The sequence below is a fragment of the Micromonospora sp. Llam0 genome (genome assembly GCF_003751085.1).
In the GTDB taxonomy this organism is placed as follows: Bacteria; Actinomycetota; Actinomycetes; order Mycobacteriales; family Micromonosporaceae; genus Micromonospora_E.
In genome coordinates, this window is the sequence record NZ_RJJY01000001.1 from 4,459,944 (window position 1) to 4,482,399 (window position 22,456).

The 22,456-nt window shown below is 72.0% G+C and carries 15 protein-coding genes, 1 tRNA gene and 2 pseudogenes; 6 read left to right on the forward strand and 12 right to left on the reverse strand.

Going from position 1 to position 22,456, the window contains the following annotated elements; translation table 11 throughout:
• The first annotated feature begins 40 nt into the window (after nucleotides 1–40).
• From EDC02_RS19490 to EDC02_RS19510, 5 genes are all read left to right on the forward strand, one after another.
• Nucleotides 41–5,653, forward strand: coding sequence for a non-ribosomal peptide synthetase/MFS transporter (locus EDC02_RS19490; protein ID WP_233606030.1), 5,613 nt, complete (start codon nucleotides 41–43; stop codon nucleotides 5,651–5,653).
• A complete protein-coding gene (locus EDC02_RS19495; protein WP_123603202.1) occupies nucleotides 5,650–7,203 on the forward strand; it encodes a class I adenylate-forming enzyme family protein in 1,554 nt (517 codons plus the stop codon). Before EDC02_RS19490 ends, EDC02_RS19495 begins: the two co-directional genes overlap by 4 nt.
• Before the next feature lie 96 nt (nucleotides 7,204–7,299).
• On the forward strand, nucleotides 7,300–10,545 hold the full coding sequence (locus tag EDC02_RS19500; RefSeq protein WP_199757693.1) for a non-ribosomal peptide synthetase: 3,246 nt from the start codon (nucleotides 7,300–7,302) through the stop codon (nucleotides 10,543–10,545).
• 5 nt (nucleotides 10,546–10,550) lie between these two features.
• A complete protein-coding gene (locus EDC02_RS19505; protein ID WP_199757694.1) occupies nucleotides 10,551–10,853 on the forward strand; it encodes an acyl carrier protein in 303 nt (100 codons plus the stop codon).
• Between the two features lie 26 nt (nucleotides 10,854–10,879).
• On the forward strand, nucleotides 10,880–12,082 hold the full coding sequence (locus EDC02_RS19510) for a PP2C family protein-serine/threonine phosphatase (RefSeq protein ID WP_123603204.1): 1,203 nt from the start codon (nucleotides 10,880–10,882) through the stop codon (nucleotides 12,080–12,082).
• A gap of 48 nt (nucleotides 12,083–12,130) precedes the next feature.
• Here EDC02_RS19510 and EDC02_RS19515 read toward each other — a convergent pair whose 3' ends face one another.
• Nucleotides 12,131–12,844: an iron transporter gene (locus EDC02_RS19515; protein WP_123603205.1), complete on the reverse strand. Its 714-nt coding sequence runs from the start codon at nucleotides 12,842–12,844 to the stop codon at nucleotides 12,131–12,133.
• Between the two features lie 172 nt (nucleotides 12,845–13,016).
• Nucleotides 13,017–13,445, reverse strand: coding sequence for a hypothetical protein (locus EDC02_RS19520; RefSeq protein ID WP_148083521.1), 429 nt, complete (start codon nucleotides 13,443–13,445; stop codon nucleotides 13,017–13,019).
• A 244-nt stretch (nucleotides 13,446–13,689) separates the two neighbouring features.
• On the opposite strand from EDC02_RS19520, the gene EDC02_RS19525 reads away from it, so the two are divergent.
• Nucleotides 13,690–13,762, forward strand: a tRNA-Arg gene (locus EDC02_RS19525).
• Between the two features lie 198 nt (nucleotides 13,763–13,960).
• On the opposite strand, the gene EDC02_RS19530 is transcribed toward EDC02_RS19525, so the two are convergent.
• The 10 genes and pseudogenes from EDC02_RS19530 to EDC02_RS19570 all read right to left on the reverse strand — a co-directional run bounded on the left by EDC02_RS19530 (nucleotide 13,961) and on the right by EDC02_RS19570 (nucleotide 22,432).
• Complete coding sequence (locus EDC02_RS19530; RefSeq protein ID WP_123603207.1) at nucleotides 13,961–15,346, reverse strand: tyrosine-type recombinase/integrase; 1,386 nt, start codon at nucleotides 15,344–15,346, stop codon at nucleotides 13,961–13,963.
• A complete protein-coding gene (locus tag EDC02_RS19535; RefSeq protein WP_123603208.1) occupies nucleotides 15,343–15,528 on the reverse strand; it encodes an AlpA family transcriptional regulator in 186 nt (61 codons plus the stop codon). Before EDC02_RS19535 ends, EDC02_RS19530 begins: the two co-directional genes overlap by 4 nt.
• A gap of 23 nt (nucleotides 15,529–15,551) precedes the next feature.
• Nucleotides 15,552–16,301 carry a replication initiator gene (locus EDC02_RS42810; protein ID WP_370461553.1) on the reverse strand — a complete coding sequence of 250 codons (750 nt, stop codon included), beginning with the start codon at nucleotides 16,299–16,301 and terminating at the stop codon, nucleotides 15,552–15,554.
• Between the two features lie 17 nt (nucleotides 16,302–16,318).
• Nucleotides 16,319–18,026, reverse strand: a pseudogene (locus EDC02_RS19545) (IS1182 family transposase).
• 92 nt (nucleotides 18,027–18,118) lie between these two features.
• Nucleotides 18,119–19,126: pseudogene (locus EDC02_RS19550) on the reverse strand (replication initiator); the annotation flags it as partial.
• Between the two features lie 80 nt (nucleotides 19,127–19,206).
• Nucleotides 19,207–19,878, reverse strand: a complete 672-nt coding sequence (locus tag EDC02_RS19555) for a DUF2637 domain-containing protein (RefSeq protein WP_123603209.1) — start codon at nucleotides 19,876–19,878, stop codon at nucleotides 19,207–19,209.
• Nucleotides 19,875–21,335 (reverse strand): FtsK/SpoIIIE domain-containing protein, encoded by a 1,461-nt coding sequence (locus EDC02_RS19560; RefSeq protein ID WP_123603020.1) that lies wholly within the window; start codon nucleotides 21,333–21,335, stop codon nucleotides 19,875–19,877. Before EDC02_RS19560 ends, EDC02_RS19555 begins: the two co-directional genes overlap by 4 nt.
• A gap of 222 nt (nucleotides 21,336–21,557) precedes the next feature.
• Complete coding sequence (locus EDC02_RS19565) at nucleotides 21,558–21,788, reverse strand: hypothetical protein (RefSeq protein ID WP_148083507.1); 231 nt, start codon at nucleotides 21,786–21,788, stop codon at nucleotides 21,558–21,560.
• A complete protein-coding gene (locus tag EDC02_RS42395) occupies nucleotides 21,781–21,906 on the reverse strand; it encodes a hypothetical protein (RefSeq protein ID WP_255500437.1) in 126 nt (41 codons plus the stop codon). Before EDC02_RS42395 ends, EDC02_RS19565 begins: the two co-directional genes overlap by 8 nt.
• 100 nt (nucleotides 21,907–22,006) lie before the next feature.
• Entirely contained in the window at nucleotides 22,007–22,432 is a 426-nt protein-coding gene (locus EDC02_RS19570; protein WP_123603022.1) for a hypothetical protein, read from the reverse strand.
• Between the last annotated feature and the right edge of the window lie 24 nt (nucleotides 22,433–22,456).

Sequence of the window (22,456 nt, forward strand, 5' to 3'; positions counted from 1 at the left end):
TCTCGACGTACCAGCGCAGGATGTCCCGATCCAATCACAAGTGATTCAGCACCGAAATGGGGAAAGTCCGGCACTGTCGTTCGGGCAGGAGCGGATCTGGTTCACCGAGCAGCTGACGCCGGGCACCGCCGGCTACGTCGTACACAGCACGGTACGGATGCGCGGCCCACTCGACGCCGACGTGCTGCGCGCCGCAGTGGACACCGTCGCGGCCCGCCACGACAGCCTGCGGATGCGGTTCACCGAGAACTCCGACGGCGAGCCGCGGGTCGAGGTGGTACCGCAGGCCACCGTACCGTTCACGGTGGTCGACGCCGACGACGAGACACACGCCCGGGAGCTGGTCGACGCCACCGTTCGGACCCCGTTCGACCTGGCCGTCGCACCGCTGCTGCGGGTGCTCCTGGTCCGGCTCGGCGACGACGACCAGGTGCTGCACGTCGGGATGCACCACATCGTCAGCGACGGCTGGTCGCTGAACCTGCTGCTGGCCGAGGTCGCCGCCCTCTACGGCGCGCTCACCGACGGTTTGCCGGTGCCGGCGGCGCCGGCCATCGACTACGCCGACTACGCCGCCTGGCAGCGGGCACGCGGCGACGGGCCCGTCGCCCAGCGCGAGCTCGCCTACTGGACCGGGGCGCTCGCCGGGGTGCCGCCGCTGGAGCTGCCGACCGACCGGCCCCGACCCGCCGTGCAGTCGTACGCCGGCGACGTGCACCGGTTCGGCTTCGACGCCGAGCTCACCGCCGCGCTGCGCCGGCTGGGCCGGGCCCACCGCAGCACCCTCTACATGACGCTGCTCGCCGGCTGGCAGGCGACGCTGTTCCGGTACAGCGGTCAGCGGGACTTCGCGGTCGGCTCGCCGGTCGCCGGCCGGGTGGTGCCGGAGGTGGAGAAGCTCGTCGGGCTGTTCGTCAACACGGTGGCGATCCGGGCCGACCTGTCCCGCGCCCCGGCCGAGGGTGCCGGCGGTGCCAGCGACGTCGAGGGTGCCGGCGGTGAGCCGAGCTTCGGCGAGGTGCTGCGCCGCACCCGGGGCCGGGTGCTGCGGGCGCTGAGCCACCAGGAGGTCCCGTTCGAACGTCTGGTCAAGGAGCTCAACGTCGCCCGCGACGTCAGCCGGCCACCGGTGTTCCAGGTGCTGTTCACCCTGCAGAACTACTCGCGGGCGCAGACCGGCTGGCCGCACGGGATCACCACCGGGGCGTTCGGCAGCGACGCGGCGGCGGCCCGGTTCGACCTGTCGCTCTACGTCAGCGAGACCGACGACGGGCTGCGGGCCATGCTGGTCTACAACACCGACCTGTTCGACGCCGCCACGGTGGCACGGCTCACCGGGCACTACCGGGCGCTGCTGCTCGCCGCAGTGGCCGACCCGGACCGGCCGGTGGTGGACCTGCCGCTGCTCGACGACTCGCAGCAGCGGCAGTTGGCCGAGTTCAGCACCGGCCCGGTGCCCGCCGCCGACCGGCCACGACCGGCCACCGTCGGCGCGGCCGCCCTCGGCGACCTGGTCACCCGGCATGCCACGGCCACCCCGCAGGCACCGGCCGTGGTCTGCGGCGACGACCTGATCAGCTACGCCGAACTGGACCGACGCGCCAACCAGCTGGCCCACCAGCTGCGGGAGCACGGCGTCGCGCCGGGCCACCTGGTCGGCGTCTGCCTGGACCAGTCGGTGCAGCTGGCGGTCGCGCTGCTCGCCGTGCTGCGGGCCGGCGGGGCCTACCTGCCGCTCGACCCCGAGCAGCCGCCCGCCCGGCTGCGGCTGATGCTCGCCGACGCCGCCCCGACGGTGGTGCTGACCAGCAGCGCGATCCGCGCCGAGCTGGGCGGCGACGCGGCCCCGCCGGCCCTTGCCGGGGCGACCTGCCTGGACCGGATCGCCGTAGCCGTCGCGCAGCGGCCGACCGGACCGCCGGCCGGTGCGGCGAGCGGCGACGACCTGGCCTACGTCATCTACACGTCCGGCTCGACCGGCGTACCCAAGGGCGTCGCGGTCGCCCACCGGCAGGTGCTGAACTATCTGGACGGGGTCGCCGAACGGTTCGACGTCGTGCCGGCCGGCCGGTACGCGCTGCTGCAGTCGCTGTCGTTCGACTTCAGCGTCACCGTGTTCTACCTGGCGCTGGCGACCGGCGGCTGCGTCCATCTGGTGCCGAGGCGGTGCACCGGCGAGGAGCTCGCCGACGCGCTGCACACCGGGCGGATCGACTACCTGAAGATGACGCCGTCGCATCTGCGGGCGCTGGCCGCCGAGGTGGACACCGCGCGGCTGCTGCCCCGGCGGGCGCTGATCCTCGGCGGCGAGGCGGCCGACCTGGACTGGGCGGCGGACCTGGCCGGACACGGCGTACCGGTGTTCAACCACTACGGGCCGACCGAGGCCACCGTCGGCGTGACCACGTACCGGGTGCCGGCCCACGAGCGGGGGCCGGGCAGCGTGCCGATCGGCCGCCCACTGCCGTACGCCCGGGTGCACGTGCTCGACGCCCGGCTGCGGCCGGTGCCGGTCGGCGTACCGGGTGAGGTGTACCTGGGCGGCGACCGGCTGGCCCGGGGCTACCTGAACCGGCCGGGGCTGACCGGGCAGCGGTTCGTCCCGGACCCGTTCGGTCCGCCCGGCTCCCGGCTGTACCGCACCGGTGACCTCGGCGTGTGGCGTGCCGACGGCGAGTTGCTCTTCCTGGGCCGCACCGACCACCAGGTCAAGATCCGCGGCTACCGGGTGGAGCTGGGCGAGGTGGAGGCGGCACTGCGCGAGATTCCCGGGGTACGGCAGGCCGCCGTACTGCTGCGCGACGACCGGTTGGTCGGCTACCTGGAACGCGCCCCGCAGGGCCCGGCACCGGAAACGGCACCCGGGCCGGCAGCCACGTCGGCATCCGAGCCGGAGCCGGCCGAGCTGCGCCGGCTGCTCGCCGACCGGCTGCCGGACCACATGATCCCCGGTCGGTACTGCTGGCTGGACCGGCTGCCGCTGCAGGAGCACGGCAAGATCGACCGCCGGGCGCTGCCGGATCCGGGCGAAGATCAACCCGCCCGGGAGTACGTCGAGCCGACCGGTCCGGTGCAGACGCTGATCGCCGCCGTCTGGCAGGCGGTGCTGCAGGTGCCCCGGGTCGGCACCGACGACGACTTCTTCGACCTGGGCGGACATTCGCTGCTGGCCACCCAGGTGGTCGCCCGGCTACGCCGGGAACTACCGGCGGTCCACGCCGGTGACGGCGCGCCCCCGGCGGTCAGCGTGATGGACCTGTTCCGGCACCGGACGGTACGCGAACTCGCCGCCCTGCTGACCGACGGTGACGCCGAGCGGGGTCGGCTGCTGCACGAGCTGACCGCACCGGCCTCCACCGCAGAGCGGGTCGCCACCCTGGTCTGCGTCCCGTACGGCGGCGGCAGCGCGGTCGTCTACCAGCCGCTCGCCGACGCGCTACCGGCCGGCTGGCGGCTGCTGTCGGTGGCGATGCCCGGGCACGACATCGGTCTGGCCGACGAACCGGCGCCGATCGACGAGGTCGCCGAGGGCGTGGTCGCGGAGATCCTGGACCGGGTCGACGGACCGCTGATCCTCTACGGCCACTGTGGGCCGGGCGGGGCGCTCGCCGTCGAGGTGGCCCGCCGGCTGGAGGCGGCCGGGCGGGAACTGACCGCGGTCTACCTCGGTGCGATCTTCCCGTTCGGCCGGCCGACCGGCGGGCTGCTCGGCCCGCTGCTGCGGCTGCGGCTGGTGGAACGGGTCCGCAGCGACCGGATCTACCGCACCTGGCTGCAGGCGCAGGGCACGTCGATCAGCTCCCTCGACCCGGACGAGGCGGCGTTCCTGATCCGGGCGATGCGCCACGACGCCCGAGTCTCCGAGGACTACTTCACCGCGCTGATGCGCGACCAGGTGACCCCGCTGCGCGCCCCGGTGGTCTCGGTGGTCGGGGAACGCGACCGGGGCACCGACTTCCATGAGGAACGTTTTCAGGAGTGGCACTTCCTGTCCGACCGCACCGCATTGGCGGTGATCGATGAGGCGGGGCACTACTTCCTCAAGTACCGGGCCGGCGAGTTGGCGGAGATCGTCACCGGCGTCCACCTCCGGCTCGCCGTACCGGTCGAATCCGACGTGCCACCCACCGACGGCGCGGGGGTGGACGATCCGGCGTGGCGGCTGCACGCGGTCTCCGACCGAGGCCCGACAGCCGACCCGCCGGGGGCCCGGTCCGGACCGTCGGCATCGGACCGGGCGGCGACCGGACCGGACCGGGCAGGCGGGCCACCGCCCAGCCTGCGCCGGTTCGGTCTGGTCGCGGCCGGCCAGATCATCACCACCACCGGCACCGCGCTGACCAACTTCGCCGTACCACTGTGGATCTACCTGGAGACCGGTTCGCTGGCCCGGTTCGCCCTGTTCTCCATCGTCAGTCTGCTTCCCGGACTGCTGATCGCACCGCTGGCCGGCGCGTTGATCGACCGGACGAGTCGCCGCCGGGTGCTGCTGGCGGCCAGCGTCGCCGCCGGCGGCGCCAAGGCGGTGATGGCCGGGCTGCTGATCGCCGACCGGGCCGAGATCTGGCACTTCTACCTGCTCGTCGGCTGGCTGTCGGTGGCGTTGGCGTTCCAACGGCTGTCGTTCGTGTCGGCGGTGCCGCAGCTGGTGCCGAAACGCTTCCTCGGCCACGCTAACGGCCTGACCCAGACCGCGGTCGGGTTGACCCAGTTCATGGTGCCGCTGCTGGCGGTCGCGCTGCTGGAGGCGGTCGGACTGCGCGGCATCATGATCATCGACGTGGTGGCGTACGTCTTCGCCGTCGCGGTGCTGATCGCCATCCGGTTCCCCCGCACGCTGGCGCTGCAGCGGCGGGAGAGCCTGGGGCAGGAGATCCTCGGAGGGTTGCGCTACTCGCTGCGCCGCCGGGAGTTCCGCGGCATGCTCGCCTTCTTCGCCGCCCTCAACCTGTTCCTGTTCCCGGTGCTGTTCCTGCTCCCCCCGCTGGTGCTGGGCTTCGCCGAGCTGGCCGAGGTCGCCCAGATCGCGCTGACCGGCGGGGTCGGCGCGGCCGTCGGCGGCCTGATCATGCTGGTCTGGGGCGGACCGCGCCGCTACCGGATGCGGGCCGTGCTGATCGGCACGCTGGGCATCGCGGTGACCTGCGCGGTGACCGGGCTACGCCCCAGCCTGCTGGTCATCGGTGCCGGAGCGTTCGGCATGTACTGCGCGCTCGGCCTGGTCAACGGCATCTACAACACGATCATCCAGATCAAGGTGCCGCCCCGGTTCCACGGTCGGGTGTTCGCGCTCAACCAGATGGTCGCCTGGTCGACGATGCCACTCGGCTGGGGGGTGATCGCCCCGCTGGCCACCAGCCTGATGGAGCCGCTGCTGATGCCGGACGGGGCGCTGGCCGGCACGGTCGGGCAGGTGATCGGGGTCGGTCCGGGCCGGGGCATCGCCCTGCTCTACATCGCCTTCGGCGTCTGCATCGCGCTGACCGCGATCGTCTCGATGCGCACCCGGGTGCTGTCCCGGTTCGACGACGAGGTGCCGGACGCCCCGCCGGACGACCTGGTCGGCATCGAGGCCCGGCAGGCCCGGGTGGCGGCGACCCCCGGCGGCGGACAGCGAGCCCAGCAACCGGTGTCCCCCGGCGGTGGCCGATGAGTCGGGCCACCGGTGTCCCCCGGCGGGCGGTCGCCGCGCCGGCCGCCCGGACCGTACCCGAGCTGCTCGACTGGCGCTGCGCCCTGCACCCCGACCGGGTCGCCATCGAGGTCCACGGCGTGGACCAGCTCACCTTTGCCAGCTGGCGGGCCGGGGCGCTGGCAGTGGCCGCCGCGCTGCGGCGGGCCGGTGTGGGCCCGGGTGACCGGGTCGCGCTGGTGTTCGCGGCGCGGGAGTGGACCGGGTACGCCGTGGCGTACTTCGGGGTGTTGCGGGCCGGCGCGGTCGCGGTGCCGCTGTCCGACCGCCTCGCCCCGGCCCAACTGGAGTATGCGGTACGGCACTGCGCCGCCCGGCTGGTCCTGCACGGACCGCTGACCGGCCCGGCCGGACCGCTGCCGGCCGTACCCACCGGGGTCGCGCCGTTGGCGGTGGCCGACCTGGTCGCCGACGATCTGGCCGCCGACGACACCGGCGCGCCCACTCCCCCGGCGCGGCCCGGTGACCTGGCCCAGATCCTCTATACCTCGGGCACCACGGGCCGGCCCAAGGGCGTCGGCGCCAGCCACGCCAACCTGGTGGCCGGGGCCCCGAACCACCCGCGCCGGCTGGCCCTGGCCCACTCGGAACGCTTCCTGCACGCCTTCCCGATCGGCACCAACGCCGGGCAGACCATGCTGTTCAACGCGTTGACCGCGAAGCCGGCAGCGCTGACCCTGCCCCGGTTCACCCCGGCTCGGTTCGCCCGCCTGGTGACCGCGCCCGGCACCGGCACCGTCTTCCTGGTCCCGTCGATGGCGATCGAACTGCTCGACTCCGGTGCCCTGCGGGGCCGGGACACCTCCGGCGTGATGCTGATCGGGTCGACGGCGGCGGCGCTCGCGCCGGCGGTGGCCACCCGGCTGGCCACGACGTTCCCGGCCGCGACGATCGTCAACTACTACTCGTCGACCGAGGCCGCCCCCGCCCAGACCGTGATGATCTTCGACCCGGCGCGGCGGGCCGCCGTGGGGCGTCCGGCCGACGGTCAGCTGATGATCGCCGACGAACAGGGCCGGCCGCTGCCGCCGGGCAGCGTCGGCGAGGTCTGGCTGCGCTGCCCGCACCCGCGCTCGTACTACCGCGACGGCCCGGCCACCGAGGCGACCTTCCGTCAGGGCTGGGTCCGGATGGGTGACCTCGGTCGGCTGGACGCCGACGGCTACCTGTACCTCGCCGACCGGCACCAGGACATGATCAAGTCCGGTGCCTTCAAGATCTCCTCGCTGGAGGTGGAGGCCGCGCTGCACGAGCATCCGGCCGTCGGCGAGGCGGCGGTGGTCGCCGTCCCGCACCCCGTGCTCGGGTCGGCGGTCGGGGTGGTGCTGGTGCCCCGCGCCGGGCATCCGCCGCACGAACTCACCCTGCCCACGGTGCGCGCCTTCCTGGCCGACCGGCTCGCCGACTACCAACTGCCGGCCCGGGTGCTGGTCGCCGAAACCCTGCCCCGCAACGAGGCCGGCAAGGTCCTCAAACGGACGCTGGCCGCGCTGTTCGACCCGCCCGACTGAGCGGTCCCGGTCCGGCTCCACCGGCTGGGCCCGCGACCCCTGTCCCCACCCGCACCGTCCGACATCGACAAACTTCAGCAGTACCAGGAGGATCCCGTGGGCACCGCCGAAGCGACGTACGCGCAGCACGCCGTCTGGTTCACCGAACAGGCCGGGGCGGCGGGTACGGCGTACCACATGGCTCTCGGAGTGTGGTTCGCCGCCGGCCTGGACCAGGCGGCGCTGGCCACCGCGTGCGCCGCCGTCGTCGACCGGCACCCGGTCCTGGCCGCCCGGGTCGACGACAGCGACGGCGTACCGCGACTCGCCCCGGCCGCCGACCGCCCGACGCTGCGGCGGCTGACGCCGCCCGCCGGTGGCGCGGACACCGACCGGCTACTCGCGGCGGAGATCGCCCGCCGCCACGACCTGCGTGCCGGTCCGCTGGCCAGGTTCAGCCTGATCCCCGCCGCCGACGGTGACCGGCACCTGCTGCTGATCACCGCCCACCACCTGGTCTTCGACGGTACGTCCAAGGACGTGCTGGTCCGGGACCTGGCGGCGGCGTACGGTGCCGCCCGCGCCGGTCGCCCGGCCGATCGCGCGGCACCGACCGGCGGGTACGCGGGACGGGCCGGCGCCGAACGGGACCGGGTCGCGGCCGAGTCGGCGGCGGCCGCAGAGCACTGGGCCACCCGCTGGTCCGGCCCGGGTGGGCTGGTGCTGCCCGGTCTCGCCCGGGTGCCGACCGGCGCCGAACCCGGCACCGCCGTACCGGTGGTCCTGGAACCGGGTCTGGTCGCCGGGCTCGACCAGGCCCGGCGCAAGCTCGGGGTCACCCGGTTCGAGCTGCTGCTGGCCGCGGTGCACGCGCTGCTGCACCGGTACGGCAACCAGCAGGTCCCGGTCGGCGTCGGGTTGTCGACCCGTACCGCCGACGACGCCGACGAGATCGGACTGTTCGTCAACGAACTGCCGGTGACCGTTCCGGTGCCCGACGACGCGGGTTTCCGCGACCTCGCGCACGCCGTCCGGGACGAGACGCGGGCGCTGAACCGGTTCCGGGCCGTCCCGCTGGCGCATGTGGCCACCGGGCTGCGGCCAGCACCCGCGCTCACCCCGGTGTCGATCGGCTACCGCCGCCGCGCGGCGGAACCTGTGTTCGACGCGGTGCCGACCACCGTCGACTGGGCGATGTTCAGCGGCGCGGCCCGCAACGCCCTGCACATCCAGGTCGTCGACGGGCCGGCTACGGACAGCGGCCAGGAACACCTGGAGATCAACCTGCAGTTCAGCCCGACGGCCGTACCCGCCGCCGCCGGCACCCGGATCGGCGACCACCTGCGGACCCTGCTGGCCGCCGTGGCCGCCGACCCGGAACAGCCGGTCGCCGACCTGCCGGTGCTGCCCACCGCCGAGTCCGAGCTGGTCCGCCGGGGCTGGAACGCCACGGGCCGCGACTACCCGGCCGACGCGACCGTGCCGCTGCTGTTCGCGGCGGCGGTACGGCGGGCACCGGACGCCGTCGCGGTCGTCGATGGTGGACGTACGTTGAGCTACGCCGAACTCGATGCGGCAAGCGCCCGGCTCGCCGGGCTGCTGCGGACCCGTGGCGTCGGGGCGGAATCGCTGGTCGCGGTGCTGCTGGACCGCTCCTGGCAGGCGGTCGTCGCGCTACTCGCCGTGCTGCGCAGTCGGGCCGCGTACGTGCCCGTCGACCCCAACTATCCGCCGGCCCGGCAGGCAATGATCCTCGACGACGCCGCGCCGACGCTGGTGCTGACCACCACCGGTACGGCGGCCGCCCTGCCCGCCGAGTCACCGGTGCTCGCCCTCGACCAGCTCGACCTGACCGCGCCTGACCCGACCGCGCCTGACCTGGCTGCTGCCGGCCTGGAGACGCCTGACCCGGGGACCGCTGACCTGCCCGGCCCAGACGAGCTGGCGTACGTGCTCTACACCTCGGGTTCCACCGGGCGGCCCAAGGGGGTGCGTGTCCCGCACGGTGCGCTGGCCAACCTGCTGCTCGGGATGCGGGACATGTTCGACAGTGGGCCGGCTGACCGGTGGCTCAACCTGACCTCGCCGTCGTTCGACATCTCGGGAGTCGAGGTCTACCTGCCGCTGACCACCGGTGGACAGGTGGTGGTGGCGTCCGGGGTGAGCGCGCTCGACGGTGCCGGGGTGCTGCGGCTGGTTCGCGAGACCGCAGTGACGCACGTGCAGGCGACCCCGTCGGGTTGGCGGGTGCTGCTGGAGGCCGGGCTCGACGACCCGGTGGTGGCGGTCACCGGCGGCGAGGCGCTGGCGGTCCCGCTGGCCCGCCAGTTGCGCTCGCGGGTGGCCCGGCTGGTCAACGGGTACGGCCCGACCGAGGCGACGATCTACGCGACGATGGCGGAGATCCCGCCGGAGCCGGACGAGGTCACCATCGGCGGGCCGGTGCCGAACACCACGGCGTACCTGCTGGACGGGCGGCGGCGGCCGGTGCCGGTCGGGGTGCCCGGCGAGCTGTACCTGGGCGGGCGGGGCATCGCCGACGGCTACCTGAACCGCCCCGAGCTGACCGCCGAGCGGTTCGTCCCCGACCCGTACGCTACCGATGCCGGCCGCCTGTACCGCACCGGCGACCTGTGTCGCTGGCTGCCCGACGGACGGTTGGAATTCCTCGGCCGGGCCGACGACCAGGTGAAGATCCGCGGCCACCGGGTGGAGCTGGGTGAGATCACCGGCCGGCTGCTGGAGCATCCGGCTCTCGCCGAGGCCGCCGTACTGCTGAACGGTACGGACCAGGCGTCGCCGCAGCTCGTCGCCTACCTGGTGCCTCGCGGTGCCGCGCCGACCGTCGCCGTGCTGCGCCGGCACCTGACCGAGACGCTGCCCACGGCGATGGTGCCCACCGACTGGGTGCTGCTCGACCGGCTACCGGTGAGCCCGAACGGAAAATTGGACCGGGCCGCGCTGCCGGACCGGGCCGCCCTGCCAGCACCGACGACCGGCGGTACGGACCCGACCGCCACGGCGGACCCGGTCGGCGCCCCAGACCCGGTCGGCGCCCCAGACCCGGTCGGCGCCCCAGACCCGGTCGGCGCCCCAGACCCGGTCCACGGACCGGACCCGGCTGTCGAGGCGGACCCGGTCGTCGAGGAGATCCGGTCGATCTGGCAGGACGTGTTGCAGATCGACGAGATCGGCATTGACGAGGACCTGTTCGACCTGGGCGGGCACTCGTTGACGATCACCCGGATCAGTAGCCGGATCCACCGTCGGCTCGGCGTCGAGGTGCCGTTGGACGCGTTCTTCGACACTCCGACGATCGCCGAGATCGCCGATCTGGTCCGCGAGGCCGGCGGCCGATGCTGAACAACGTGGAGACGAAGGAGGACTCGGTGGACACGACGACGCTGCGGCAGCGGGTGACGGAGCTGGTCGACGAGGCGACCGGCGGTACGGTGCCGGCCGACCAGCTGACCGGCGGCGGATCGTTGATCGCGCTGGGAGTCGACTCGCTGGGCCTGCTCCGACTGGTCGACGCCGTCGAGGCCGAGTTCGGCGTCGAGGTGGAGTTCGACGGCCCCGGCCAGCGGATGGACACGCTGGACGACCTGGTGGCCGCGATCGTCGACGCTCGCGACGAGGCGAAGCCGGACCGGGTCGCCACCGCCGGGTGAGCCGGCCGCTCGACTAGGCTGCGTTCGTGTCGGTCGAGGGTGGGAACGCGGACGAGCGCCTCAAACGCATCGAGGCGATCACCGACCCTGCCCTGTCCCGGCTGGGTTTCGACGCGCTGCTGGTCGAGTCACTGGCCCGCACCGGCGGGCTGCTCGGCGTAGACTCCGCCGCCGTCTGCCTGCTCGACGCACACTCCCAGCAGCTGGTCACCGCCGCGGCATGGGGCATCGAGGCCGGCCACGAACCGCCAGCCCGGCTGCCGCTGGGGCGCGGGTACGCCGGCAAGGTGCTGACCACCGGCGACACGGTCATGCTGACCGATCCTGACGACGAAACGCTGGCGCATCCGGCGTTGCAGGGACAGGGCATCCGGTCGCTGCTGGCGGTGCCGGTGACGATCGGCGGCTCGGTAGGCGGGGTGCTGCACGTGGCAACCCGACGACGCGGGCCGGCCTGCGACGACGAACAAATGCTGCGGCTGCTGGCCGACCGGATCGCCCTGGCCGACCAGGCCCGCGAACGCCAGGTCGACCGCGCCACCACCCTGGCGCTGCAGTACGACCTGCTGCCCACCGAACTACCGGCGGTCGCCGGGCTGGAGTTCGCCGCCCGGTACGTCGCCGGCCACGACGCCGGGGTCGGCGGCGACTGGTACGACGTACTGCCGCTGCCCGACGGGTGGGCCGGCGTGGCGATCGGCGACGTCACCGGACGCGGGCTGCACGCGGCCACCGTGATGGGCCGGCTGCGCAGCGCGCTGCGCGCGTACGCTCTGGAAACCACCGACCCGGCCGACGTGCTCGCCCGGCTGGACCGCAAGGTGCAGCACTTCGAGCCGGGCATGATGGCGACGGTGTGCTACGCGACGATCGACCCCGCCCGGACGGTCGTATCGCTGTCGACGGCCGGCCATCCGCCGCCGGTGACGATCGGCGGTGGCCACGCCGCACACAGCTTGCCGGTGCCGGCCGACCTTCCGCTCGGCACCCGCATCCACCGGCCACGCCGGGTGCACAGGTACGCCCTCCAGCCCGGCGCGCTGCTGTTCTTCTTCACCGACGGCCTGGTGGAGCGGTGGGGGCCGACCATCGACAACGGCCTGCGTCAGCTGTGCGACTCGTTGGTCGCCACCAGCGCCGAGACGGCCTGCGCCGAGACAATGGGCGCGCTGGTGGACGGCCGGCCGCTGGTCGACGACATCGCCATGTTGGCGCTCCGCCGCCGGTAGCCATAGTTGGCGCTCCGCCGCCGATAGCCGCAGTCGATGTCGCGGGTGCTACCAGCGGCCGATCGACGGCACCCCGGCGGCATCGTGCGGGGTACGGGCACCGGCGGCGTCCGAGGTACGGGACGCGGCGGCGGTGTCCGCCCAGTCGCGTGGGCCGGTGCCGTCCCCGCCGATCGTCGGGGCGTCGGCGCCACGGGGCTGCGCGTCCGGGCTGGTTTTACGCCCGTTTGCGAACATCACCTGGTCGAAGCGCACCTCGACCGGAGTCGCGTACCGCTTGCCGTTGACCGGGTCGTGCCGCATGAACTGCGGCGGTGCGATCCGGACCGTCACGTCGTACGGGCCGGGACCGGGCACCGAGGCGTTGCCGCCGTAGTGGTACAGAAACGGGTGCCAGAGGAACGGCAGGCCGGCGGTGGCGACCGTGTGACCGTCCCGGTTGACCGTGATCCGCACGTCCAGACCGGGGATGAAGCGGCCGTCGGCGGCGTCCGCGACCGCGACCTCCAGATGCACGTTTGCATCCGGGGCAGCTTCCCGCCAGACCAGCTGACCGCCGGAGAGCTCGTACATGCCCTCCGCCTCCTCGTTGACGAACGCCACGAGGTAATCGCCGGCCAGCTGGCTCAGCGCCCCGTCCTCCTCGGCCATGGCGCGCAGCGCACCCCCGTACGCCTGACCCTGCCGCCGGGCGACGGCAAGCTGCTCCTCGGTGGCCTCGTTGCTGGTCCGCATAGGCGGCTGCGCGGCTGGTGTCGTCATGGTGACCCTCCGGGTCGATCTGCTTGCGTCCCCTGGCTGGGGTCTACCCCGCAACGGCCGTGCTATTACTCACCCCACCGACAGATCGGTGACCCGGTGGGCGGCACCAGTGACCCGCCGGTCGGTGGGCTGGCGCACTGGAGTGTCTTGCCACTGTGCTGTCGCTGCCGAGTCAGCCGTTACCCGGCGGCAGGTCGTAGCCGGTCGCGACGCACTGCGCGTTGAGCGTGCCGTCCGAGACGGTCCAGTACAGGTGCGCCGTGCCGCGGCTGCCACTCGTACGGGTGAAGATCAGAACGTCGTCGTTGGTGGTCGCGGCGGTGCCGTTGTCGGAGATCACCACCGACCCGAGGGGCGCACCGCCGAACACCCCTACCAGGGAGATCGGGGTCAGGTCAGGATCGGCGGCGTGGTCGGTGACCGGGATGGTGACCGTCCCGCCGACCGTGGCTGGCAGGTTGAAGCCCACGCTGTTGCAGATTGGGCGACGGTTGGCTGTCGTGGATCCCGTGGCGCTGGCAGAGCTGGCTGCGGTGAGCGAGACGGCGGCCAGACCGACAACCGTCGCCGTTGCCACCCGAGCCGCGTAAGGCATTCTCACGTGTTCTCCTCTGGATCGGTCCGCACGGCGGAAGGGACAGCAGAATGCTACGGCCGTCGATATCCATCGGCCACCTACAGTGATGGGACGTCACCTTTCCGTAAGAACTTGACCCGGGTGCGGGCCGCGTCGCGACCGGGCCGGACAACCGGCCACGACGCGCGCCAACCAGGCAGGGCCGCCACCGCCCGGTCGCTCCCCGCAGACACCAGGCACACCTGTGGCCGGTAGACTCGGCGTTCGCGCCCTCGTAGCTCAGGGGATAGAGCAACGGTTTCCTAAACCGTGTGTCGCAGGTTCGAATCCTGCCGGGGGCACCCCAGAGATCAGCGAAAACGCCAGCTGACCAGCGCGTACGCAGATCCGTCGATGATCCACAACATGCAGCCGGATGCCACCGGAAGCCGCCGTTTGTCGCCAGCCACGGACTATTCACGGATTGATCTTGAAGGCGTTTCCCCAGGTCACACCCGGTGCCCGGAGCAAGATCCGGACTGGCGGCCGACACCGCGAGCCTACCCACCGAAGCCCTGCAACGCGTCGCCGATCCGCTGGTTGACCGTCGCCTCCTGGCCGTCGATGCACTTCGCGTACACCTTCAACAGCACGTCGACCGAATGCCCGGCCCGCTCAGCGACCTCTGTTGCCGGAGCACCGGCGTTGAGCCAGAGCGACACCGCCGCGTGCCGCAGGTCGTACGGCCGGCCCGCCAACGGCGACGCCGCCTGATGCGGAGTCAGCGCGAACGCCCGCGCCTCCTCCCACACCCGCGAGTACGTAGACGCCGCCACGACGTTGCCCCGCTCGCTGCGGAACAACCGGCCGTCGTCCGCCACGCCGTACCGGTCGATGTGCTCCCGCAGAATCGTCACCAGCTCCGGCGGGATCGGCACGCTGCGTGACTCGGCGTCGGCCCGATGCTTGAGCCCGCGCCGGTCGTGCGCCTCGCCGCTGTCGGTCCACCGCTTGCCGGACTGCGGCCGGTTGTCGACCAGCGTCAGCCGACCCCACCCCGTTGCCGGAAGGTGGCAGTCCTGTTCACGCAGGCCCAGCGCCTCACCCGGTCGCAACGCCGCAAGGTAGAGGCAGGCGAAGAACGCCACCAGGCGCTCACCTTTGCGGACCCGGCCCCGCCGCCCGACATACGTCAGCGCGGTCAGCAGCTCCGCCGCCTGACGCGGGTTGACCACCACGCGCCGGTCGACCGTCACCGCGACCTTCTTGCGGGTCGACCGCACCCGGAGCTTGTCGACCGGGTTGAAGTCGAGCAGTTCCAATTCCACGGCGTACTGCAGCACGTTGTAGAACACCGACCGCTTCCGCCGGGTTGTCGTCACCGCAGCCGCCCGCCCGTCGAGCGTCAACGCCAGGACGTCGAGCGCGGCCCGGACCGTCGCCGCCTGCCCCAGCTCGACGAGGGGCAGCGAAGCACGGCGCAGCCAACGCGCGGCAGGCGCCAACTCCGGCGGGACGTCGGATTGCCGAACAGCCGGCGGCAGCAGGTGATCCACCAGCAGGCGCCGCAGCTGCCCCGGCCCCGGCCGGCCCGACAGGTCCCGGACCAGGGCCGGAGTGACGGTGGCCAACGCGTCGACCAGGCTGGCCCGCGACTTGGCAGCCGCGCCGGGCCACTTCATGTCGACGTAGGACTGAACGAACTCAAGCCAGGTCTGCGCCTCCTTGGCCGCCATCATCGAATCAGGCAGGCCGGTCACCGAGTCGAACGCCTCGCCCCGGTTGATGGCCTGCATCAGGTCCGACCGGAAATTGTCGGCAAGGGCACGGGTGGCGAAGTTCCGCGACTTCTCCCGGCCGCCGACGATCCACCGGACGGTGTACGTCTTCTTCCTGCCGCCCTTGTTGACGCGGATGTCCCACACCCGCACAGCGCGGGACTTCACGCCGCCTCCCGGTGCCGTTCGAGCCAGGCACGCAGGTCACGCCGGCCGATGCGCAGCTCACCGTTCGGGAGCTTGATGCACTCCGGGGCGATGCCCAGCTCACGCCAGCGGTAGAAGGTCCGCCGAGAAACGCCGTTGAGTGCGCTGAGTACCTGAGGGACGGTCAACAGCTCGTCGTCCATTGGGGTGGTTTCCTCCGAGGGGTTCAGGCTGCGAGGGTCAGGGGTCGAGTCGTTGCCGGAACAGCGCCGGAGGCGCGTTGTCGGGCGTTGGTGAGGGTGGTGCGCCAGCGGATGCGTTCGGAGACGGCGCGCAGGATGCGGTGTTGCAGGGGTGGGACGTCGGGGTCGTCGGGTCGGGCGAGTTCGAACCGGTAGCGGTCCGGGTTGTCGACCTGCCCGTCCGCCTGCCCGCCCGGCTGCCCGCTGTCGTTGTCGTTGTCGTTGTCGTTGTCGGCGAGGTTCCCGGCGAGGATGGCGCGGACCCAGGCCCGGTTGTCGGCGCGGTGGTCGGCCAGGGTCTTGCCGGACCACTGCCGGGAGACCAGCACCCGCCGGCCGGTGAAGCCCAGCGTCGCCCGTTGGTGGACCTTGCCGGTGCAGCGGCCGGGGGTGAGGCCGGGTTTGGCCTTGTCGGGTTGGACGCCGTAGAGCAGCCAGTTGGCGCAGGTCGGCGAGCACGGCAGGACGGACAGTTCGGCGTGGAGTCGGTCGAAGTGCGCCCGTTGGGGGTCGGAGCGTGGTCGGGCCTGGTCGGTCAGGTCCTTGGTGACGTACTTCGTGACGTAGCGGATGGAGCGTTCCGCATCCTTGGTGCCCTGGTCGATGCCGCGTGCGTCGATCCGGCCCAGCCGGGCGACGTACGCGGGTGGGGTGCCGGGTTCCTCCAGTTCGTCGAGCGCTTCACCCCAGGTGGGTAGCGGCTGGCGGGTTTTGGGGTCGACGTAGACCCTGATGGCTTATTCGGTGTAGGTCAGGCGGCGAGGGTGAAGTCGAGGCGTTGGAGGTGTGTTGTCCGGGTGCGGTCGAGGGGGTGTCCGGTCCAGTAGCTGTCGAGGCGGATGATGTTGATCGCGGTGGCCGTGAGGGTGTGTTCGAGTCTGGTCTTGGGCAGGCCTCGGTAACGGGCGGTACGGATCCCGGTGACATGGGTGCTTTGGCGCATGGTGCCCTCGACTCCGGCGCGGACGGCGTAGCGGGCCTTCCACTCGGAGGTGTTCTGCTGGATGCGGGCAGCGGTGAGGGCTTCGTGTAGGTCACGGGGGTGGATGGTGATCTGGCGGCGGGTGCCTCGGGTGCATTCCTGGCGGGTGGGGCAGGGCTGGCAGACGCTCTTCGGCCAGGACACCACGATGGTGTCGGTGTCGCGTTGTCGGCAGGGTGACCAGCTTGTGCTGGTGTTGCCCTGGGGACAGACGCCGTGGCGGGTGTCGAAGTCGAAGGTGAACGCCGCTTTGTCGTAGCCTCGCCCGGCGCGGGCCTGCGCGGACGGGTCGATCAGCATCGGGGAGGTCAGGGTGATCCCGTGCCGGCGGGCGGCGGGCGGCGGTGATCTCGGCGGACGGGTATCCGGAGTCGACGAGGTGCTCGGCGGGAGTCAGTGCCTTGTCGGCCAGTCGCTGGTGGATGATGGCGGTCATGGCCGAGTCCGGGACGGTCGCGGTGGTGGTGGCCACGTTCGTGATCAGGTTCGGGTGTTCTCCGCGTCCGGTTTCCCGGCCGGTGGTGCCGGTCGGTGGGTCGCAGGTCTCGGTGAAGTGGACCTTGTAGCCGCCCCAGCCGGTGTCGCGTTTGACGCTGTATCGGGCGTCCGGGTCGTATGGGGAGATGAGGCGGTCTCTGCCGGGCGGGACACCGTCCCCGTCCGGGGCGTGTTCCCGCCGTCGCGCCTCCTGCCCGGCGCCGTCGGTGTCGCGGTAGAACTGCTGGATCCAGATCAGGCGTAACGTCTGTATCGCTGGGATCTGTGCCAGCCATTCCGGTGCGTCCGGGTGGTGCGCCGCGTCGAGCAGGTGGTAGCCGTCGATGCCGTAGCGGACCGTCAACTCGTCACGTCTGGTCTGGCTCTCGGGCAGGCGTAGGTTGTCGACGCGGGTGCCGTAGACGCCGGTCCAGGAATCGTCGATGACCGAGGTGAGCCAGTGCGGTGCCGCCGCGGCGAGGGCTTCCAACGCCGCCCGTAGTGTCTCTCCGGCCAGTTCGAGGCGGTTGAGGTCGCGGATCGCGCCGAGTACGTGGGTGGAATCGGTGCGTTGGCGGCCCCGGGCCTTGACCAGTCCGAGCCCGGCCAGGCGTCGCAGCAGGGCGTCCAGGGCCAGGCTGGTCAGGTCACCGGCGACCAGCCGGTCCCGGAACTCCGACAGGACGGTGGGGTCGAAACCCGGATCGTCGAGTTCCAGACCGAGGGCGTATTTCCAGGTGATTCGGTCCCGGACCGCGTCGGCGGCCTGACGGTCGGTCAGGTTCTCCGAGAACTGCAACACGCTGGCGGTCATCAACTGTGCCGGGGAGATCCCCGGCCGTCCCCGGAGCCCGAACGCCGCCGAGAACCGGGCGTCCTCGTACACCTGGCCGAGTTCGTCACGGATCCGCGTCGCCAGGTTCCCTTTCCGGAACGCCGCCCGCGCCATCCGCGCGGTCTGCTCCGGAACGTCTGGCCACGGCCTCGGTTGCATCGACATGACCACAACAACCCTACTGACCCACCGAAGGAGACGGGTACACGGCCGAATAAGCCATCAGGGTCGACGTACGCCTGTTGGTCGACGTCCCACAGCGGTGGTGTGTCGACGCGGTAGACGGGTTGGTCGTAGCGTGGCCACCACACCTGGTGGTAGGTGGCGGCGGCGATCTGCTTGAGCAGCTTGCGTGGCAGGGTGCCCCGGATGGCGAAGTGTGCGTGTGGGGCGAGTCGGCGTTGCAGCTCGACTGCTCCGGCGTACTGGACGTTCCAGCCCGCTGCCCGGCGCAGGTTCTGCCACCACCGATCGAGGACCCGTGCGAAGTGGATCGAGTCGAGAGCGGCGCGTCGGTAGTCGTAGCTGGCCGGGTCCACCGGGGTGCTGAGTACCGGGTCGTGTGGTTGGTGGCGTTGCCCGCATTCGCACGGCACGACGTAGCCGCCGCGCCGGAAGTGTGAGTGCACCGGGCCGTGGCTGTCGAGGGTGAGTGTGAGCAGCATCGACGGCCGATACGTTTTGCCCTGCCGGCCGGTGTAGGCGCGGCCGACCGTGCGCGGGTCGACGGGCAGCCGGGGCAGGTCGGGGGTGTCCTGGCGGCGGCGGGTCGACCGGCGACGTCGAGGCCGCTCGTCCCGCTCGGTCGGGGTGAGCTTGCCGCGTAGGTTCGATTCCGCCAACGCCTCATCAACCTCGACGATCGCCGCGTCCAGGTCCGCGACCTGCGCCGCCCGCGCATCCGGGTGCATCGGCTCGTAGGCCAGGGCGTGACGTTCGAATTCGAGGTGCGCCCGCAGCCGGACCAGCGACAGGACGTCCTCACCCGGCTTGTCCGGGCGGACGGCCGGTTCGTCGGCCAGGTGCCAGCCTTCCCGGATCTGCTGAATGCGTAGCCGTCGGCCGCGTTCCGCGCACGGCTTGCACTTCGCGGCCAGGGTCGCCCCGCAGGGCACTTCGACGACATCGGTACGGCCGGTCACGGTGTCGGTGCGGCGCAGCACCACCGGCCGCACGCACACCTGATGCTGCTCGGCCAGCTGCCGTAGCGCGTCTTTGGCCAGGGGTTGACGCATCCGGGCCGCCCGCGACCCCGGACGCGGCATTACCGACAGCGGCGATGACGCGTTGTCCGGGATCGGAGCGCCCACACCCGCCGCCGGCCGGGTCGCGGGCTCGGGGTGAGTCACTGGTCAGCCTCCACACCAGTCATCGCAGAGCCGTTACGGGTCGGGAACCCCGCCACCGGTACCGGCACCACACCCCGCCGCACACCGGCGGCAACCGGCCGGACTGGTTCGACCATCGGCACCTGGTCGACGCCCGCGACCTGGTCGACGGGCCGGGACAGCTGGTCGGGAACGACCGGGGCAGCGTGGTCGGTGTCGACCTGGTCGACGGCAGCAGCCGGCCGCTGGTTGCCCGGCTGGTCGACACCGGCCGGGGCGGGGGTGGCGGGTTTGGTGGACAGGACGAGCTTTGACAGGCCGAGGAACGCCAGCGCCGGCACCGCCGACAGCAGCCAGCCCGAGATACCCGGCTTGGCCACCGCGAGTTGTGCTGCCAGGGACAGGCAGACCGCGCAGACGAGCAGGAACATCGGATAGCCGACCGGCCCACCGGTACGACGCCGCCGCCGGATCGTCAGCAACGCAGCGAGGGGGATCAGTTCGCTGATCGCGGCGTTGGCCCAGCCGAACCACTCCCCCGTACCCGCCGGGGAGTTGTCCATCGTCCAGTCGTGGACGTGGGTGAACGACGCCGCCCCGGCCAGGCCACCGACGACGAGCAGGATCAGCACCAGGACGACGCCTTCCGCCCGCTCCGCGCGGGTCGGACCACCAGTCGACGGCGTCATGCGATCACCCCCGGCACGCCACCAGCGCCGTTGTCCGTGCCGTTGTCGGTGTCGGTGTCGTCGAGATGCCGGTACGCCTGGCCCAGGCCGCGAATGTCGTCGTCGGACAGGTAGGCGAACCGGACCCGGACGGGTTCCCGGACACCGTCGAGGACGACATAGCCGACCCCCGGCAGCGTCTCCGGAACCCGGTCACACACCGCACCCCGGTCACGGGCACCGTCGCCCAGGACCATGTCAGCCTGCTCCGGCTCGGTCATCCGCAACGCGATCCGGGTCGGGAACAAATCCCGGAACGGCAGCACGTCCTTACGCGGGTCCTGCAACGCCGCCACCACATGCACACCCACCGCCCGGCCCTGCGACAACAACAGACCCAGCGCCTCTTTGATGCGGTCGCGGACCTTGCGGTCAGTCAGATAGGCGGTCAACGCCGCCAACTCGTCGACCACCACCACGATCAACGGCTCATCCCGACTCGGCGTGTGCTGACGGGTCACCCCACGAAGCCGGTCCGCCCGCACCCGCATGCGTTTCACGGCCTCTTCCAGGACACCGGCCATGGTGTCCGGGTCCTGGTAGCAGAACCCGGCGAACAACGGCAGCCCCGCCGCCAACTCCATGCCGCCCTTCGGGTCGAACACCCACAGCTCCACCAACCCGGAACGGACGCCGCCGGCCAACGCGGAGATCAGCGACCAAATCACCGAGCCTTTGCCGGAGTTCGTAGCCCCCGCCACCAGCACATGCGACCCCGTCAGCCGCAGCCGATACGGCTCCCCGCCCTCCTGAACGCCCAGCGGCAGGCCGGCAAGATCAGGCACGGCCGGGACCGGCAGCGGCGCCACCACGCCGGCGAGCGGATCCCGGCGGGTGAACCGCACCGCCACCAGATCCGGCCGCACACACGCCGACGCCCGCGCTTCGCGCTGGTGGAAACCGTGCGCCAACCGGTCCGCGATACGCGCCCAGTCATCCGGCACCTGACCCGGCAGCATCCGCACCGTCACCGTGTCCCCGAACCGATCCGAGACGACCCGGACCAGACGCGGCACGTAGCGGACCCCGTCGAAGATGACTGCCAGTCCGCAGGTGGCGGTGACCGCGACCCAGCGACGCCGGTACACCCACAACCGACGCCACCGGGCCACGAACGGGTACCAGCCGAACCGCCACCACGACCCCGGATGCAGCCGCCACCACACCACACCCGCTGTGGCGAGGCCTGCGACGACGGCGGCCAGGACCAGCGGACCGTACTCCAGATGCACCCACGCCACAGCGACGGCCGGGCCGGAGATCCACCAGTAGCGGACCGCCAACACCGTCAGCCGGACCAGGCCACGGGCCAGCCACCACAGCAGGAGCAGCCAGCCCGGCAACCGCCACGACGGCAGCCGCACATTCATCGGCGCGACCGGGACCTTCTCCCCCGGAATGATGTTGATCAACGGCATGACGTCGTCACCGCCCCGACCAACGGACCGGACGACCCAGCGTCGCCATACAGGTCCGGCACGCCATATGCAGCGAATCGAACCGACGCGGACGCACCCACCGCCCACAACGCGGACACCGGATCTCATCCACCAACGCCGGCAGATCCCGCAGCCCCATCACCCGGCGGGCCACCGCCAGCCAGGACCACAACACACCAGCGAGCAGACGACGACGGAACCTCACGCCGACCACCCCCGCCGGATGCGGTTGGCCTGCTCACGGGCGATCTCCGCCAGATCCGACGCCTCACCGGCGACATCCGGCGACGACGACTCAGCCGCAGCCCGGTTGAACAGGTCCGCCTTGCGGTCGTACCAGGCGGCCCGCTCCTCGTCGGACGCCTGCCAGGTCGGCCGGCTGTTCAGCAGCTCCGCCAGCTCAGCGGCGAACGATCGCGTTCCGTCAGCCACGGTCGTCACCGCCCGCCGGCTGGTCGAGGAAGACGACGAGCGCGCAGGCGTCGCAATACCGCCGTGGCTCGCGGCGGTCCGGCCTGATCAGGGCAAGGTTCATTAGCATGGGCGTCACAGCCCTGCCCCCTTTCACGAGGGGTTGAAGGGATGGGAGCGCGGGACGGGCCGGGACTCTTGGCGGGGAATCGGCCCGCCCCGCGTGAGAGATGGAGCGGTCAGGCAGCGGCGGGAGCGTGGGCCGAGGCCGGCTGCATGCCGGTGGCCCGCAGGGAGTACGCCATCCGCGCCCGGCACTGACCCGAGGCCCGGCACCGGTGCGAATCCACGTACGGGGTCAGGGTCAGCCCGTCGAACTCCACCGCCGGCGGATACCCCGGCACCGTCGACGACGGCGGCACCGGACGCTGCCCGGCAACGATCTTCACCTTGACCTCAGTGGACCGACCGAACTTGCCCGCCTCAGCGTCCAGATCCAACACACGGACCACCCAGACCCGCTCACCGGTCTCCTTGTCCCGCGCCTGGTTGTCCGCCTCGCCACGCCGGTCGAAGTCGACCTGAGCATCGACACCGAGGAACAGCGCACCGGCGGGGAACACGTACTCGAACGGGACCGGGACCTTGATCGACGCAGGAACCACGACGTAAGCCTCCTAGCTGGACCA